Here is a 16,642-nt window from a genome sequence, read left to right as displayed (position 1 = left end):
AAAAGGAGAAGAAAGATGAAATTACAGCTGGCGCTGGATGATCTGGCATTGGATGAGGCAGTTGAACTGACTCGTAAGGTGGAAGAGTATATTGACATTATTGAGATTGGGACTCCTTTTGTATACCAGGAAGGTATGCGTGCAGTCCAAATATTTAAGGAGCAGTTTCCGACGAAGGAAATATTGGCAGATATGAAGATTATGGATGCCGGGTATTATGAGGCGGAGGAGGCTTTGAAGGCCGGGGCAGATTATGTGACTGTGCTTGGGGTGACAGATAACCTGACTATCAAGGGGTGTATTGACGCCGCTGAACATTATGGGAAGGAAATCGTGGTGGATATGATTTGTGTGCCAGATATGCCAGGCCGTATCCGGGAACTGGAAGACTTGGGGGCCCATGGACTGGCTGTCCATGTAGGGACAGACCAACAGGCTGCAGGTCGCAGGCCAATTGACGATCTGAAGGTCATGGCAGAACACTGCAGGAATGCGAAGATTTCTGTGGCAGGAGGGATCAGCGCCGAGACTACGCCTGAGTATGCGGCATTAAATCCAGAAGTGCTTATTGTGGGCAGCGGGATTACCCATGCAGCAGATCCGGCACTTGCAGCGAAAGAAATTAAAGATAGTATGAAAGGGTGTATGTAAGATGGCAGAGGCAGTGGTACTGAAAAAGATACTTGAAGAATTGATGGGGAACGCAGAGCTGATTCAGCAGGAGGAACTGGAAGGATTTGCTGACAGAATTGAGGCTGCCCAAAGGATATTTGTGGCTGGTGCAGGGCGTTCTGGGTTTGTGGCAAGAGCCTTTTCTAACAGGCTGATGCATCTGGGACTTACTGTATATTTTGTAGGGGAACCTACAACACCGTCTATCCAGGCTGGCGACCTTCTGATAATTGCGTCAGGATCAGGGGAGACAGGGAGCTTGAAGGTAATGGCTCAGAAGGCGAAAAAGCAAGGTGCGCTTGTGGCAACTATCACAATTTTCCCTGAGGCTTCTATTGGAAGCATGGCGGACGCTGTTATTAAGGTACCTGGAATCACGCCAAAAAGTGAGCTCAAAAATGATGTACAGTCAGTCCAGCCCATGGGAAATGCATTTGAGCAGACAACCTGGCTTATCTGTGATAATATCATTATGATTTTAATGGAAAGGTTTGGGAAAACAGCGGAGGATATGTTTAAGCTCCACGCAAATTTGGAATAGAATTAATAGTATGCCAAAGCTAAAAGACGTTCCTACTTGCATGGCAAGACTTTTGGACCCAACAGGATTTATATATATTTAGTTGATTCCCGCGGGCGACGGGCCAAGCGGACATGTTTATATGTCCATTTGGCGGCTGCCGCGAGGGTTAAATACCCCGATGCTTGCACCGGGGTATTTGACTATTTTAGATGAAAACGGATGAAGGATGTGTTTGACATGCCTTCTTCCGGGCAGACAGTTAGAGGGTTAAACTGTTTGCCTGGAAGGGGGCGTATTTTTTTGTATTGACATTCTGTTTTTAATCATGTATATTATAAGAGTAATCTAGTTAGTTACTCAAGTAACAAACTAGATATCTAACAGAGGAGGGATGCACTTGAATGTAAATCCAAACATAGATAAACCTATCTTTATTCAAATTGCGGAGCAGCTGGAAGATTCTATATTTACAAATATTTTTCCCGAGGAAACGAAGATACCATCGACAAATGAAATATCCGCATTGTTGAGTATCAATCCCCACACTGTCTTAAAAGGGATGAATATGCTGGTGGATGAGGGGATTATCTACAAGAAAAGAGGACTCGGAATGTATGTGAAGGAGGGCGCTGTGGAGAAAATTCAAAAGAAAAGGCAGGGGCAATTTTATAACCAATATATTGCATCACTAATAGCAGAGGCATCTAAACTGCAGATGTCCAAGGAAGAGGTTATCACATTAATAGAGAGGGGTTATGAAAATGAATGCAATCCAAATTAAGAATATCACAAAAAAATACAAGAATGTGGCCGCATTAGATACCATCTCTTTTTCCTTTGAGTTTGGGAAAATATATGGGTTTCTGGGAAGGAATGGGGCGGGAAAATCAACATTGATCAACATTATAGCCAACCGTATTTTTGCAGACGAAGGGGAAGTATTGATTGACGGTCTTGCCAGCAAGGAGAACATGGGGATCCATGATAAGATATTCTGTATGAGTGAAACGGATCTATATGACGAGTCATTAAAAGTTAAAGATCATTTTAAGTGGATAAGCCGCTTTTACAGGGATTTTAATGTAGATAAGGCCAACCGTATAGCAAGTAGGTTTAACCTTGACACAGATAAAAAATTTAAGGCATTATCCAAAGGCTACCAGTCTATTTTTAAACTGACAGTTGCATTATCCCTCAATGTGCCATATATAATTTTTGATGAGCCGGTACTTGGGTTGGACGCTAATCACAGAGAGTTATTCTATGAATTAATGTTGGAGGATTATGAAGAAAGTGAAAAGACAATCATCATTGCAACGCACCTGATTGAAGAGGTGGCCAATATTATTGAAGAGGTGGTTTTGATTGACCAGGGTAAAGTCCTATTACAGGAAACAGTTGAGTCCTTATTAAACAGAGGATACACTGTTTCTGGACTGACAGAGGAAGTCGACAATTACTGCAGAGATAAGAATGTGATTGGGTATGATGAACTGGGGGCGCTTAAGCTGGCTTATATATTAGGGGAAAGGACAGAATTCCCTCCTAATAGTAATCTACAGATTGCAAATATGAACCTGCAAAAATTATTTGTTAAATTGACGGAAAGAGGAGGGGTCTAAGATGAGAAAATTAAGTGCTGCTGTCCACTATGAGTGTGCAACGTCTTTTAAATATATTTGGATATTTTATTTGGCTTCTTTTTTAGTAGTTGGGGTGATTTATCTGATTGCTGGATTTAGTACAGGCAGTTTTGACGGAGTGGGTACGAATTGCCTGGAAATGAATAGTATGGTCTTTATAGGTGTTTTAGGTGTATTAGGCTTTAAGGAAGACTTTAAAATGTTGATACAAAATGGCTATACCCGGAAATATATCTATTTAGCAACCTTTTCTTTATTTATCTTTGATGCAGCTATTATGTCACTGGTGGACACGGTTATAGGAAAGGTGCTGCACACGGCTATATCTAATGATTATGATACTATATTTGGTAGCCTGTATGGATATGGACATTCAGTGTTTATGGGCTGGCTTTGGTTATTCTTTGTCTATATGCTTATATGCAGCTTGTTTTATCTTGTGATTCTGGCTATTAATAAACTTGAAAAAAGAGGCTCTCTTTATTTAGGGATTGGGGTCGTAGCTTTTGTGCTGATTGTCATTGCAATCTTTCAGTTTGTGCTTCCGGGAGGGACTGTGGATGGACTTCTGGAATTTTTATATAAAGGATGTGGTTTTATGGCCGATGGTACAGTCAATCTTATATATCCAATCCTGTTACTGATTCTGCTTATTGGCCTTTTTGGCGCTGGCGCGTATATGGTGGTGCGAAGGACAGAGCTTAGAGGATAATAATGCAAGTCCTTCGGACGGGTGGACTGCGACCAGCAAGGTATACCCAAAGGGCACCCCTTAATGCAAGTCCTTCGGACGGGTGGACTGCGTCCAGCAAGGTATGATATAATAAAAAACATAAAATAAAAGGAGACGGTATGATGAAGGATTTTACGTTTTACAGTCCCACGTATTTTGTGTTTGGGAAGGAAAAAGAGAGGGAAGCCGGACATTATGTGAAAAGGTTTGGGGGAAGCAAGGTGCTGATCCATTATGGAGGGGGAAGTGTAAAGCGTTCAGGGCTTCTTGGCAGGGTAAAAGAGTCTCTTGAGCAAGAAGGCCTGGAGTATACTGAGTTGGGCGGCGTGAAACCCAATCCGAGAAGCGGGCTGGTATATGAGGGGATTGAACTGTGCAGAAAAGAGGGCGTGGATTTTGTCTTGGCTGTGGGCGGCGGAAGTACCATTGATTCTGCCAAAGCTATTGCTGCAGGTGCTGTCTATGAAGGAGATTTCTGGGATTTTTATCAGGGGAAAGTCATTGAGCGTGCGCTGCCAGTGGGTACCATTTTGACAATAGCAGCCGCAGGAAGTGAAGGTTCTCCTGATTCTGTTATAACAAAAGAAGATGGAATGTTCAAAAGGGGGGCCACTGGGGAGGGAATCAGGCCGGCGTTTTCTATCTTAAATCCGGCCCTTACACAGACGCTTCCTGCGTATCAGACAGCCTGTGGAGCAACAGATATAATGGCCCATGTATTTGAGCGCTATTTTACGAATACAAAGGATGTGGAGATTACAGACCGGCTCTGTGAAGGGATCCTGCTCACAATGGTAAAAGAGGTTCCGAAAGTAATCACAGATCCAGACGACTATGAGGCCCGGGCAAATATTATGTGGGCAGGCATGGTGGCCCACAATAATATCTGCGGCGTAGGGCGGGATCAGGATTGGGCCAGCCATGATATAGAGCACGAGTTAAGCGCTGTCTATGACTGCGCCCATGGTGCCGGGCTTGCAGTAATCTTTCCCGCATGGATGCAATATAATGTGGGGCATGACCCTATGCGTTTTGCCCAGATAGCAGTCAGGCTGTGGGGATGCCAAATGGACTTTAAGAATCCTGTGAATACGGCTCTGGATGGGATTCAAGCGTTTAAACAGTTTCTGCGGTCTATCGGCATGCCTGTGACATTTGGGGAAATAGGCGCCAAAGAAGAGGATATTGAGGCCATGGCCCAGAAGTGTTGTTTTGGAGATAACAGAGGAGGCAAGGTTGGAGGATTTGTAAAGCTGGGAAAAACAGACGTAGAGAATATTTACCGGCTGGCGCTCTGAAGTGAGCTGCCAAATACGCTCTGGGAAGAGAAAAACAGGCTGATTATGTCTGGATAGGAGATGAAAGAAGATGAAAATAGGGATTGGAAATGACCATTCAGCCTTGGAGATGAAGGCAGAAATTATTGAATATCTTGAACAGAGAGGGCATGAGGTTATCGATTATGGGACGAATTCGTCAGAAAGCTGTGATTACCCACACTATGGTGAGATAGTTGGGCGGGCCGTGGCAGATAAGAAAGTGGACCAGGGGATCCTGATATGCGGGACAGGCCTGGGGATCTCACTGGCGGCTAATAAAGTCAAAGGAGTCCGTGCAGCAGTGTGCAGTGAGCCTTTTACTGCCCGCATGGCCCGTATGCATAATAACTGCAATATACTGGCTTTTGGGTCGCGGGTTATTGGGGTGGAACTGGCGAAAATGATTGTGGAGGTCTGGCTGGATACAGAGTTTGAGCTCGGCGGCCGGCATCAGAGAAGAGTAGATATGCTGGATGCCATTGAGGAGAGATGGAACCAGGGATCTTGTGTTTAAAAGACGGGAGATAACACTATATGAGACAGAATGTACTTGACTGTGATACCGTTTTACTGGACGATGAGAACAGTGCTCTGGTAATTATTGACCAGACAAAACTTCCCGGCTGTATTGAGATGCTGTCCTTGACAGGCCTGGAGGAGACATGGGAGGCTATCCGCCTGCTGAAGGTCAGAGGTGCCCCGGCCATCGGCGTGGCGGCAGCCATAGGTGTATATCTGGCTGTGAAGGGCGCGGAGACAGGCAGTATGGAAGAATTTAAAAAGGAATTCCAAAGGGCCAAAGGATACTTGGCATCTTCCCGTCCCACTGCATTGAATTTATTTTGGGCATTGGACCGGATGGAAGCTGTAGTCCTGCATAATATGGAGCAGAAAGTATATCAGGTAAAAGCTCTGCTTCGCCAGGAGGCCTTGCGAATCCGCCAGGAGGATATTGAAGTCTGCAGAAGTATTGGGGAACATGGACTTGCGCTTGTGAAGCCTGGATCTGGACTGCTGACACATTGCAACGCAGGTAAATTGGCAGCCATAAAATATGGCACAGCTACGGCTCCTATGTATCTTGGCATGGAGAGAGGATACGGATTTAGAATCTATGTGGATGAAACCCGCCCTCTCCTACAGGGAGCCAGGCTGACAGCCTTTGAGCTCCAGGAGGCGGGGATGGATGTGACATTAATCTGTGATAACATGGCGGGCATGGTGATGAAAAAGGGGCTGGTAGATGCAGTATTTGTAGGGTGCGACAGGGTTGCTTCCAATGGGGATACTGCAAATAAAATAGGAACGTCCGTGGTTGCTGCAGTGGCAAAGTATTATGGGATACCTTTCTATGTATGTGCTCCTACTGCCACAATTGACATGTCCCTGCAGTCGGGAGAGGAGATTCCTATTGAGGAGCGAGGTGCAGATGAAATCACAGAAATGTGGTATGAGAAGCGGATGGCGCCTGAAGGGGTTAAAGCATATAATCCCTGCTTTGATGTTACAGACCATGGCCTGATAGATGGAATTATAACTGAATTTGGTGTAGCAAGAGCTCCCTATAAAGAGTCCCTGGGCCGGATATTTGACTCTAAAACCCGGAATCAATGACAGTTCAATAGAGCTTGGGAGTCCGGCGCTTGGTGCATAAAATAGGGGGATTCTAGTTATAAGGAGGCCCCGCCCGGCTGTATGGCTAAGGCATATAATACTTTGCGGCGGGATGCACTATATTTGGTTAGTTAAGGAAATTATCACTTTGTTTTTGTTAAAATATGGACAGGGGAAGAGAATCGGTATATAATTCTCATATAATTGTGGTGTGCGTTTCGGAACTCTTTTCTTAAATTGCATAGGAGAACAGTATGGAAGAACGCAGAAGAAAAATATTACAGGAACTGGAGGAAAAAGGGAAGGTTCGTGTGAATGAATTAAGTGCAGAGCTGGGCTGTTCTGAAGTGACAATCCGGAATGATATCAAATGCATGGAACGGGCAGGACTTCTGATTAGAACACATGGAGGTGCCCTTAAGATAGAAGAAAACCCTCAAAAAAAATATTCTGCAGAGAGTATTTACCGGAATACAGATCAAAAGAGAGCGATTGCAGCCTGTGCATACGAACATATTGAGGATAGAGATACGATTATTATAGATGACTCTTCCACAGGATTTTATCTTGCGCTCCATATTAAGCAGCATCCTGAGAAGAGGATAGCCGTTGTGACAAACTCCCTGATGTCTGGCAATGAGCTTGCAGATTTGAAGCATGTAGATTTATATATGGTGGGCGGTCCAGTGGGGGGATACCTAGCCGCCACGATGGGAGAAGAGGCTGCTGAGGATATTCAGAGGTTCCATGTAGACAAGGCATTTATCGGCGTCCATGGAATTAATTTTGATGCCGGGGTGACATCCATCTCCCATCCACAGATGCAGATTAAGCAGGCAGTCATAAAAGTGGCGGATAAGGTGTATGTGCTGGCAGACAGCAGTAAATTTGGAGGAGGGTATCTGTCAGTTATATGCCCTCTTGATAGGATCCATACAATTATTACTGACAGCCAGGTGAATAAGGAATATATCGGCCGGGCAGAGGAGGAACATATCCCTCTTATTATTGCATAGGCCAGAATTAGGCAGGAACCATAAAATATAGGACTGCTGTAAAATGATTAATTCAGCCCGTAGCCTTTGGGCCAAGGAAATCATTTTACAGCAGTCCCATGCTATATGCCCTGGCTGCATCCCTTAATATTAAGATAAAAGTGTCATCGAAGCATAAGCTTAAGCCATTTGAGCTTGTCATGATAAGGGGGGTACCGGAGGGGGATATCAATGGATGTTCTTTTATCTACGATACTCTTCTGGTGTGAGAAAGTGCGGAAACTTTCTGCTCCGTGGTAGCTGCCCATTCCACTGGCGCCCACCCCTCCGAATGGGAGGGAGGAGGAGGCAAGGTGGATGACAGTATCGTTGATACAGCCGCCGCCAAAAGATATTTGGCGGAGAATTTTACTTCGCACCTTGTCCGATTGAGTAAAAAGATAGAGAGCCAATGGTTTGGGGCGTTCTTTTATTTTATAAATACTATCCTCCAAATCTGTATATGCGATAATCGGAAGAAGAGGGCCAAAAATCTCTTCCCTCATGGCAGCGCTATCCCAGCCAGCGTTATGGATCAGTGTCGGCTCGATCTGCCGGGTGTCAGGGTTAGAATTCCCACCATAACGGATATCGTCCTCTTCTGCTATTAACGACATAAGCCGGTCATAGTGCTTTTGGGTGATTACTCTGGGATACTCGGGATTATTCTGTGGATGGGTTCCATAGAAACTGCGCACATATTTCCAGAGCAAATCAATAAATTCCTGCTTTATGCTGGAGTGGACCAGCACATAGTCGGGTGCCACACAAGTCTGTCCTGCATTGAGGAACTTTCCCCATGCAATCCTTTTAGCCGCCAGTTTTAAGTTGGCTGTATCATCCACAATGCAGGGACTTTTACCTCCCAGTTCAAGTGTCACAGGGGTGAGGTGGCGTGCCGCGGCACTCATGACCGCTTTTCCAACCTCAGTCCCTCCAGTAAAAAAGATATAATCAAATTTTTGCTCCAGCAGGGACGTATTCGCCTTGCGCCCGCCTAAAATTACACTTACATAATCTTCAGGATAAATACTGTGGAGCAGCCTGGCTATTATTTTTGAGGTATGAGGGGAGTAGGCGGAAGGCTTGACAACTGCACAGTTGCCAGCAGCTATGGCGCCAATCAGCGGAACCAGTGTCAGTTGGAACGGATAATTCCAAGGGGACATAATTAGTACGACTCCGTAAGGTTCCTTTAGGATATAGGAGCTGGCCGGGAATTGGGAGACGGAAACTTTCGCTTTTATGGGGCGGGAGAGCTTTCGTAAATATCTCAGCATAAAGGACAGCTCTTCCTTTACAATACCTAATTCCGTAGCATAGGCTTCAAAGGGAGCCTTATTCAAATCTTTATGGAGTGCCTGTAGTATATCCTTTTCGTAATGATGCAGTGCTCTTTTTAACAGTAAAAGCTGTTTCCGGCGGAAATTAATAGATTTTGTATGATTCTGCATAAAATAGCCGCGCTGGTTTTGCACGAGAGTTTTTGTATCAGCCATTATATTCACTCCTTGTCTTTAATCGAGTTCGCTTAATAAATCTTCAAGCACATCTTCCACAGAATCTGTCACATAAGTAGAATAGTAGGAAATACCGGGAGCCGCATTGGACATTGCGTAGCTAGTCCCAACAAGCTGCAGCATTTCCACATCATTATACTGATCCCCAAAAGCCATACATTCTTTGGGCGTAACATGGAAAAGCTTCATCATATTTTCAAGGGCGGTCCCTTTGTTGGCGCCTGGGGCGATAAAGTCTATCCAGATATTCCCAGAGGTCACAATCTTGATTTCATTGCCGAACATATTTTGCAAATACTTGAGATACTTATCCATGATATGTGGGCCGTCGTTCATATTGCAGATGGCAATTTTCAAAATCGGGCCGCTGACAGTGGAGACATCTTTTACGACCTGGGTCGTATTCTTCATGACATTGACAATATGATCCACAAATGCTGGGTCATTGTCCTCAATAAAACAGGAATCCTCCCTGGATATAACAATTTCAAAATGCTTCTGTTTCTTGATTTCTGAAACGATTCTTGAGGCAAGCCTATCATCGATTGTGGCTCTTGAAATTACTTTGCCCTGATGTACACAAATAGAACCATTTTCAGCTATATATGAAATCTCATCCTTAATTTTTTCAAATACCAGCCGCTGGTTGTCATATTGCCGTCCGCTGGCGGAAACGAAAATGATGCCTTTTTGAGTAAGCCGGTGAATAAGGTCGATGGCATGAGGGGTAAGGGCCTGGGCGCCTCCCTGCAGTAATGTACCATCCAGGTCGCTGGCTACTAACTTTATCATAAACAAAACACCTCCAAATATACCTATAAATATCCGGCAGATTTAATTTATGTATGGATCTGCCGGTACTTCGCATGAAATACCCTTCAGGGCATTTTCCCTTTGTATAATCTATATGGTATATATATTACATGATATGAATCAGGTTGTATACCCTTGTCCTGCAAAAAGTTGTGTGCTACTATAAAGAAGGTTTAAAGCGTGTTTTTAAGAAAGCCGAGGTATGATATGAATCAGTATGATGTAATTATTATTGGGGCAGGGCCCTCCGGGATTTTCTGCGCATATGAATTAAAGCGCAGGAGGCCGGATTTAAAAGTGCTGATGGTAGAAAAAGGGCGCAGTATTGAGGATAGACAGTGCCCAAAGAGAAAGACAAAGGTATGTGTAGGCTGTCAGCCGTGCTCAATTACTACGGGATTTGCGGGGGCGGGGGCCTTTTCCGACGGAAAGTTATCCTTGTCCCCGGACGTGGGCGGCACCCTTCCCGAGATTCTGGGTTATGAAAAGGCCACAGAGTTAATCCATGAGGCGGACAGTATTTATCTTAAATTTGGGGCAGATACAAAGATATATGGAATCGAGGACCAGCAGGCTATTACGGACATCCGTACAAAGGCAATCCAGGCCAACCTAAAGCTCATCGAATGCCCAATCCGCCATTTGGGAACTGAAGAGGGGTATAAGATTTATACCCGCCTCCAACAGCATTTACTTAAGGAAGGTGTGGAGATCCTTTTTAAGACAATGGTGTCAGATATTATCATCGAGGATAATGCGGCTAAGGGGATTGTAACAGATAAAGGCGAGAAGTTTTATGCCCAGGAGATTGTCTCAGGCGTGGGACGGGAGGGATCCGAATGGTTTGCCCATATTTGCAGGGAATATAACATTGAGACTAGGAATGGGACTGTAGATGTAGGTGTGCGTGTGGAAGTCCGGGATGAAATTATGAAGGAGCTCAATGAGAAGCTATACGAGGCCAAACTGGTATATTATACGCCTACTTTTGACGATAAAGTCCGGGTATTCTGTACCAACCCGTCAGGTGAGGTTGCTACAGAGTACTATGAGAATGGCCTTGCTGTTGTGAATGGACATGCCTATAAGTCAAAGGATATGAAAACAAATAATACAAATTTTGCGCTTCTGGTTTCAAAGAATTTTACGGAACCCTTTAAGTCGCCAATTGAATATGGCAAGCATATTGCACAGCTGGGGAATATGCTCTGCGGGGGCAGGATACTGCTCCAAAGATACGGAGATTTCAGGCGGGGGCGCCGCACCACGAAAGAACGCCTTCTCAGGAACAATATTACGCCTACATTAAAGGATGCTGTCCCAGGTGATCTTTCACTTGTATTCCCTCACCGGATTATGGTTGCCATTGATGAGATGATCAAAGCGCTTGACAAAGTGACTCCGGGCATCGCCAGCGACGAGACATTACTGTATGGCGTGGAGGTGAAATTTTACTCAAATAAAGTCATTGTAAATGAGTCTTTTGAGACAAGCGTTAAAGGACTGCGGGCCATGGGGGACGGGGCGTCTGTCACCAGGGGGCTGCAGCAGGCGTCGGCCAACGGATTGTGCGTGGCAAGGGCCATTCTGGAAAAAAATGTTGTATCCTGAAACAGATAAGAATATAATAACAGTGGAATCGTGCTGAGGCAGCAGGATCAGATAAAAAAGATTAAGAGGAAAAGACTATGGGAAAATATTTTGGAACAGACGGGTTTCGCGGGGAAGCCAATGTAGTATTGACAGTAGAGCACGCTTTTAAGGTGGGTCGTTATCTTGGCTGGTATTTCGGGCGTGACCACAAAGCAAGAATTGTAATTGGGAAAGATACGAGAAGAAGCAGCTATATGTATGAATATGCGCTTGCCTCCGGCCTGACTGCTTCCGGGGCGGATGCGTATCTGCTGCATGTGACCACAACGCCCAGTGTGTCTTACGTGGTGCGTACGGAGGACTTTGACTGCGGCATTATGATATCGGCAAGCCATAACCCATTTTATGACAATGGGATCAAGGTGATTAATGGGCAGGGCCATAAGATGGAAGCAGAAGTGGAGGAGAAAATTGAGGCATATATTGATGGGGATATTGAGGAACTTCCACTGGCTGTCCGGGAGAATATCGGACGTACAATAGATTATGCAGCAGGGAGAAACCGCTATATAGGGCATTTGATTTCATTGGCTACCCGTTCCTTTAAGGATATGAAGATTGGCCTCGACTGTTCCAATGGCAGTGCTTTCAGTATTGCAAAGAGTGTATATGATGCGTTGGGAGCAAAAACATATGTAATTAATAATGAGCCTGACGGGACTAACATTAATGCCGGATGCGGTTCTACCCACATAGAAACTCTCCAAAACTACGTCAGGGAAAATAAGCTGGATGTGGGGTTTGCCTATGATGGGGATGCAGACCGCTGTATTGCTGTAGACGGACAGGGCAGTGTGGTAGACGGAGACCTGATACTTTATGTGTGTGGAAAATATCTGATGGAACAGGGAAGGCTGGCTGGAAATACGATTGTCACAACAATTATGTCTAACCTTGGATTATACAAGGCATGTGACAGAATCGGCATGAAATATGAACAGACGGCAGTAGGCGATAAGTATGTGTATGAAAATATGCTGCAGAATGGATTTGTTTTAGGGGGAGAGCAGTCAGGGCATATTATTTTCAGCAAACATGCAAGGACTGGCGACGGTATCCTCACCTCCCTGATGCTTATGGAAGTCATTATGGAGAAGAAGCAGACATTGGAGAAATTATGTGAGGAGGTCAAGATTTATCCTCAGCTTCTTAAAAACATCCGTGTTACAGACAAAAAGACAGCAAGAGAAAATGCTGCAGTAAAAAAAGCAGTGGAAGAAGTGGGGACAGCACTTGGGGCAGAGGGAAGGATTCTTGTGCGTGAAAGTGGCACGGAGCCTGTTATTCGTGTAATGGTGGAGGCATCCACAGATGAGTTATGTGAGAAATATGTGGATCAGGTAATTCAGGTAATACGTGCAGAGGGATTGGAAGTATAAAAGGGACAGAGCCTGAAGCCTGATTTTCAATGGGGACTGCTGCAAAACAAAATTTTCATTCTGGTTGATTTGTAATATCCGGCTGAAATTTTGTGTTTTGCGGCAGTCCCTATGTGTTAATCTCTGACATATGCCCTTAGAGTCTATGGCCGGGCGGAAACCAACGGTTCCCCGGGGCCTTAAACCCCCTGTATGTTGATCAAGTGCAGATTAAGCGCTGTGTTACAATATCTGAATAGATTTCCAGGTTCTCATGGCTTACATCGGACACATGTATGATATCGGAATAAATCTCTTCTTCAGAACTCCCTGAAAGAAGCCTGTCCAGTATATTGGGATGTGAAAGAATCTTATCCTCGTGGAAGTCTACCTGTCCATCGCTCTGGAACAGGGCAATATAAAATACATTAGACTCTACAATATCCTGGAAAAAATGGCTCCCATAGGATAATTCCGGCATCAGTCCCAGGTTCTCATAAGAAACTTCACAGATTGCATTCATGTTGCACAGATCTGTGAAGCGGACAGGCACGCCCAGGGTAGGAGTGGTGGTGCCCCAGCGCCCTGGGCCGATAAGGATAGCGTGCCTGTCCTTTAGAATACGGTTGAGAACGCCTATCTGTCCTGCGACAGCATACTTCTGGTGTTCTAAAAGTTCCAGATAGGGCCTGATTTTTACAAAGATAATATAGTTTACAGGAAGGCGGACATTTCCGCCCATAAAACTCCCTTTGGACGAAAAGTAGACACGGGATTGATCAATTCTATCAGGAAATTCAATGGTCCTCCCGAGTCCCTTTGTCTGAAGGGGGCGGCATTGGAGGAGATTAATTCTGTAGTTCTCGTCCTCATCAAAATTACAAGTAAACTCGATATCCACTGGGTAATCATAGGTCTGGGATATTGCGGCCAGTACGTGTTCCATTAAAGCCGGAAAATCTGTATGGCGCAAGAGCCGTGTAAAGCTGACAATTGCAGGGATTTTGCGGTTCTTCTGGCCGGCCTCCCGGAAATATCTGGAAAGTTCATAGTCAGGTTCCATAAAAAGCCTTGGGTTTGTCTTAAGAGGGAGGTTTTCTGCTTCCTGTACAGGAATGGTCTGAAATTCATTTGCCTCTAGGTTAATTACATCTACATAATGCTGGGAAAATTTACGTTCATCTCCATAGGTGATAAGCGGGGGCCTCTCAGGCTTGTCGAGAGTGATAATTCTTGGATAATCTGTGTTTACCCTGTCCACTGCCCGGGTTCCCATGCCCAGCACTAGGCGCAGCATCCCTTTAGAAGGATCTGTGTTTTTATCCCATACAAAAAGATTGGAGGAGTTTCCCACACCGGCCAAGTGGGGGAAAAAATATTTTCCGTGATAATCGCCGGACACCCGCTGGACAAGAAGGGCCATCTGTTCGTCCTTTTTAGAAAGGCTGCGGTTGTACCGGTATTCCAATGCCTCCTGGCTCATAGTGCTGGCATATACTTTTCTGACAGCCTCCATAAAATCATGATAACGTTCACTGGGCGTACCCTGGTTTGGGCAAAAGAAACTGTCATATTTTCCTGCAAATGCATTGCCGAAGTTGTCCTCCAAAAGAGAGCTGGAACGGACTATAATAGGGGACTGGCCGAAATATTCCAGCATTGCCATAATCTGTTCTTTTATATTCTCAGGAAAGTGGCCTGTTAGCAGTTTATCCTTTAATTCCGGGGCAGCCGTAAAGAAACCTTCTTCAGCTTTCTGCCTCATGCGCAGGTACCAGGCGTCATTTTGTACAATATACGTATAGAATACATCGGAGCCTATATAGTAGGAGTCATGCATTTCCATATGTTCTTTATAAAAATCTGGGTTCCTTACTTCCAGTATCTTGCGGGCCAGCAGCATTCCAACCGCCTTGCCCCCTATAAAGCCTGTGCCAATCTCCCGTTCTTCAATCTGGATTAAATCAGATAAGGAAAAATATTCTCTGCAAAGAGAAGCGATACGTGAGTCTTTTCCAATCAGGAGGTTCAGGAGCTGTTCTTTGGCAGTACGCTGGCTGGAGAGAGGCTTATTAAGACAGGACTTAGCTTTTTCAAAGCAAGTATCCCAGTAATCCAGTCTTTCATTATTGGCCTGGAACCGGGAGAATAAATCTGCAGACCTGGCGCTGTCAGTGATGCAGACAGCTTTGCCCTCTGTTATTAGATGGGGCAGGAACATGACAGGTGAATAGCGCTGCCACACTTTTAGGGAGTGTAAATAATACCGGCCGTCAATGGCATACAGGTTGAGCAAAAGTTGTGTTACATTCCGTATCCGTGCTATCGTGTCATGTGTGTGTGGTCCTCTCTGTAACGCAAAGTATGATATGGCATTCCTTTTAAATAATAAAGGGCAAATAACCTGGAAAAAATTAGCTGTCATTAAGTCAGAACACCAGTATTTCTGTAATTCTGTCAGGCAGTCAAATATATAGATTGTATTGGCGCTTCCCCTGGAAATGATCTGGTATATCCGGCTGGTAAAGGATTCGAATCCGCTGAGGGCATCTATACGGCAGACTGTAAAATCAGTATCAGTATATTTCGTGGATGTTTCCTTGAAGATTGGGGCATGGTTGCCGAAATGGATATAGATAACTGGCCGGTTATCCTGTATGGCCTGCCCCATAAAATGTTTGGCAGCAAAGAAGTATGCTTCTAGAGAGTCCACCTGCCAGACCACATTATCCCCGGGGCGGAGGCAGCCGATAATTTCATCTGCACCCGGAAGTCCTGTACTGATTTGTTTAATATTCTCCATAATTTTCCTCCGTTTACCTCTTGGACATAGCTATGATATCCAGTTTACCACAAATGTCAGAAAAATCAAAATTCTGCAGAGTTTTTATATAAAAAATCTGCAGAATATGATAAGGCCTTGGTTTTTAATGATTATAACCCTGTCCGCCAATGGGAATACAAAAGGTGTACAGGGAATGCAGAAATCAACGGTTTACAAGCACAGTGGAATAACCGGCACGTTTTAGCCGCTGTTCCATGGCTGTGGCATCATCCAGAGTATTGTAATTTCCTACCTGCACTCTGAAAAAGCCATCAGAATCTACTACTGATGCCGGGAAATCCTGCTCTAATAGTTCATTGAGGAGCCGGTTTGCATAAGTAGGGTTCCTAAAGGCGCCTACCTGGACTCTATACCCAGGCGGGTCAATGATATGGTCCATCTCTAATGTGTCTAGTATCCCGGAGGCTATAGCCTGGGCAATGTCATCAAAATTATTATCAAAAAGCTGGTTGTCTGTATTGGAGTTGATAAAACCGGCTTCGACCAGTACAGCTGGCATTTTTGTGCGCTTGAGCACGACCAGGTTGGGGCGTTCTTTAACTCCGAGATTGACGAAACCTACGGCCTCCAGCTGTTCATTGATATTTTCAGCCATCTGCAGCTTAATTCCAGATTTGTTATATACAAGTGTTTCGACCCCGGATACAACATTATCTGTGGGGAATGAATTCCTGTGTATAGATATAAAGAAATCAACTCCTGCGTTATTTGCCTCCATCGCTTTTTCATAAGGGGTTTGGTAGATATCGGTAGTTCTTGTGTACAGTACATCGATACCATTATTTTGAAGGATTTCCCCAACGGCCAGCGTAAGGCGCAGGGCATCATCCTTCTCCTGGCGGCCGTTATACACTGCTCCTGGGTCACGGCCGCCGTGCCCTGCATCTAACATGATTGAATAAGGCATATAATTAG

At 44.8% G+C, this 16,642-nt stretch carries 15 protein-coding genes; 11 read left to right on the top strand and 4 right to left on the bottom strand.

Annotated features, from left to right (window positions below):
• Nucleotides 1-15: 15 nt before the first annotated feature.
• The 9 genes from hxlA to EFA47_RS13430 all read left to right on the top strand — a co-directional run bounded on the left by hxlA (nucleotide 16) and on the right by EFA47_RS13430 (nucleotide 7,520).
• The gene (gene hxlA / locus EFA47_RS13470) at nucleotides 16-651 is read left to right on the top strand and encodes a 3-hexulose-6-phosphate synthase (RefSeq protein WP_122643750.1); all 636 of its coding nucleotides are present in this window, start codon (nucleotides 16-18) and stop codon (nucleotides 649-651) included.
• 1 nt (nucleotide 652) lies between these two features.
• Nucleotides 653-1,213 carry a 6-phospho-3-hexuloisomerase gene (gene hxlB, locus EFA47_RS13465; RefSeq protein WP_122643749.1) on the top strand — a complete coding sequence of 187 codons (561 nt, stop codon included), beginning with the start codon at nucleotides 653-655 and terminating at the stop codon, nucleotides 1,211-1,213.
• Between the two features lie 379 nt (nucleotides 1,214-1,592).
• Nucleotides 1,593-1,976, top strand: a complete 384-nt coding sequence (locus EFA47_RS13460) for a GntR family transcriptional regulator (RefSeq protein WP_122643748.1) — start codon at nucleotides 1,593-1,595, stop codon at nucleotides 1,974-1,976.
• A complete protein-coding gene (locus EFA47_RS13455; RefSeq protein WP_122644543.1) occupies nucleotides 1,957-2,817 on the top strand; it encodes an ABC transporter ATP-binding protein in 861 nt (286 codons plus the stop codon). Before EFA47_RS13460 ends, EFA47_RS13455 begins: the two co-directional genes overlap by 20 nt.
• Before the next feature lies 1 nt (nucleotide 2,818).
• On the top strand, nucleotides 2,819-3,550 hold the full coding sequence (locus EFA47_RS13450; protein WP_122643747.1) for a hypothetical protein: 732 nt from the start codon (nucleotides 2,819-2,821) through the stop codon (nucleotides 3,548-3,550).
• Between the two features lie 143 nt (nucleotides 3,551-3,693).
• Nucleotides 3,694-4,869 (top strand): iron-containing alcohol dehydrogenase, encoded by a 1,176-nt coding sequence (locus EFA47_RS13445; RefSeq protein WP_122643746.1) that lies wholly within the window; start codon nucleotides 3,694-3,696, stop codon nucleotides 4,867-4,869.
• A 70-nt stretch (nucleotides 4,870-4,939) separates the two neighbouring features.
• Complete coding sequence (gene rpiB, locus EFA47_RS13440) at nucleotides 4,940-5,404, top strand: ribose 5-phosphate isomerase B (RefSeq protein ID WP_122643745.1); 465 nt, start codon at nucleotides 4,940-4,942, stop codon at nucleotides 5,402-5,404.
• Between the two features lie 20 nt (nucleotides 5,405-5,424).
• Nucleotides 5,425-6,504 (top strand): S-methyl-5-thioribose-1-phosphate isomerase, encoded by a 1,080-nt coding sequence (gene mtnA / locus EFA47_RS13435; RefSeq protein WP_122643744.1) that lies wholly within the window; start codon nucleotides 5,425-5,427, stop codon nucleotides 6,502-6,504.
• A gap of 254 nt (nucleotides 6,505-6,758) precedes the next feature.
• Nucleotides 6,759-7,520 (top strand): DeoR/GlpR family DNA-binding transcription regulator, encoded by a 762-nt coding sequence (locus EFA47_RS13430; RefSeq protein ID WP_122643743.1) that lies wholly within the window; start codon nucleotides 6,759-6,761, stop codon nucleotides 7,518-7,520.
• 143 nt (nucleotides 7,521-7,663) lie between these two features.
• Here EFA47_RS13430 and EFA47_RS13425 read toward each other — a convergent pair whose 3' ends face one another.
• Nucleotides 7,664-9,037 (bottom strand): aldehyde dehydrogenase, encoded by a 1,374-nt coding sequence (locus EFA47_RS13425; RefSeq protein WP_122643742.1) that lies wholly within the window; start codon nucleotides 9,035-9,037, stop codon nucleotides 7,664-7,666.
• 18 nt (nucleotides 9,038-9,055) lie between these two features.
• A complete protein-coding gene (locus EFA47_RS13420) occupies nucleotides 9,056-9,850 on the bottom strand; it encodes an HAD family hydrolase (RefSeq protein WP_122643741.1) in 795 nt (264 codons plus the stop codon).
• Between the two features lie 228 nt (nucleotides 9,851-10,078).
• Here EFA47_RS13420 and EFA47_RS13415 point away from each other — a divergent pair, with 228 nt between their 5' ends.
• Together EFA47_RS13415 and glmM are read left to right on the top strand one after the other, a co-directional pair.
• Entirely contained in the window at nucleotides 10,079-11,482 is a 1,404-nt protein-coding gene (locus EFA47_RS13415; RefSeq protein WP_122644542.1) for an NAD(P)/FAD-dependent oxidoreductase, read from the top strand.
• Nucleotides 11,483-11,559: 77 nt separating this feature from the next.
• Nucleotides 11,560-12,903, top strand: a complete 1,344-nt coding sequence (gene glmM / locus EFA47_RS13410; RefSeq protein WP_122643740.1) for a phosphoglucosamine mutase — start codon at nucleotides 11,560-11,562, stop codon at nucleotides 12,901-12,903.
• 199 nt (nucleotides 12,904-13,102) lie between these two features.
• On the opposite strand, the gene EFA47_RS13405 is transcribed toward glmM, so the two are convergent.
• Nucleotides 13,103-15,685, bottom strand: a complete 2,583-nt coding sequence (locus EFA47_RS13405) for a PEP/pyruvate-binding domain-containing protein (protein WP_122643739.1) — start codon at nucleotides 15,683-15,685, stop codon at nucleotides 13,103-13,105.
• 184 nt (nucleotides 15,686-15,869) lie between these two features.
• On the bottom strand, nucleotides 15,870-16,634 hold the full coding sequence (locus EFA47_RS13400; RefSeq protein WP_122643738.1) for an N-acetylmuramoyl-L-alanine amidase: 765 nt from the start codon (nucleotides 16,632-16,634) through the stop codon (nucleotides 15,870-15,872).
• Nucleotides 16,635-16,642 lie beyond the last annotated feature (8 nt).

This window comes from Luxibacter massiliensis (genome assembly GCF_900604355.1).
Taxonomy (GTDB): domain Bacteria; phylum Bacillota; class Clostridia; order Lachnospirales; family Lachnospiraceae; genus Luxibacter; species Luxibacter massiliensis.
Note: the sequence above shows the minus strand (reverse complement) of the source record. Positions and strands in the feature narration are given on the sequence as shown.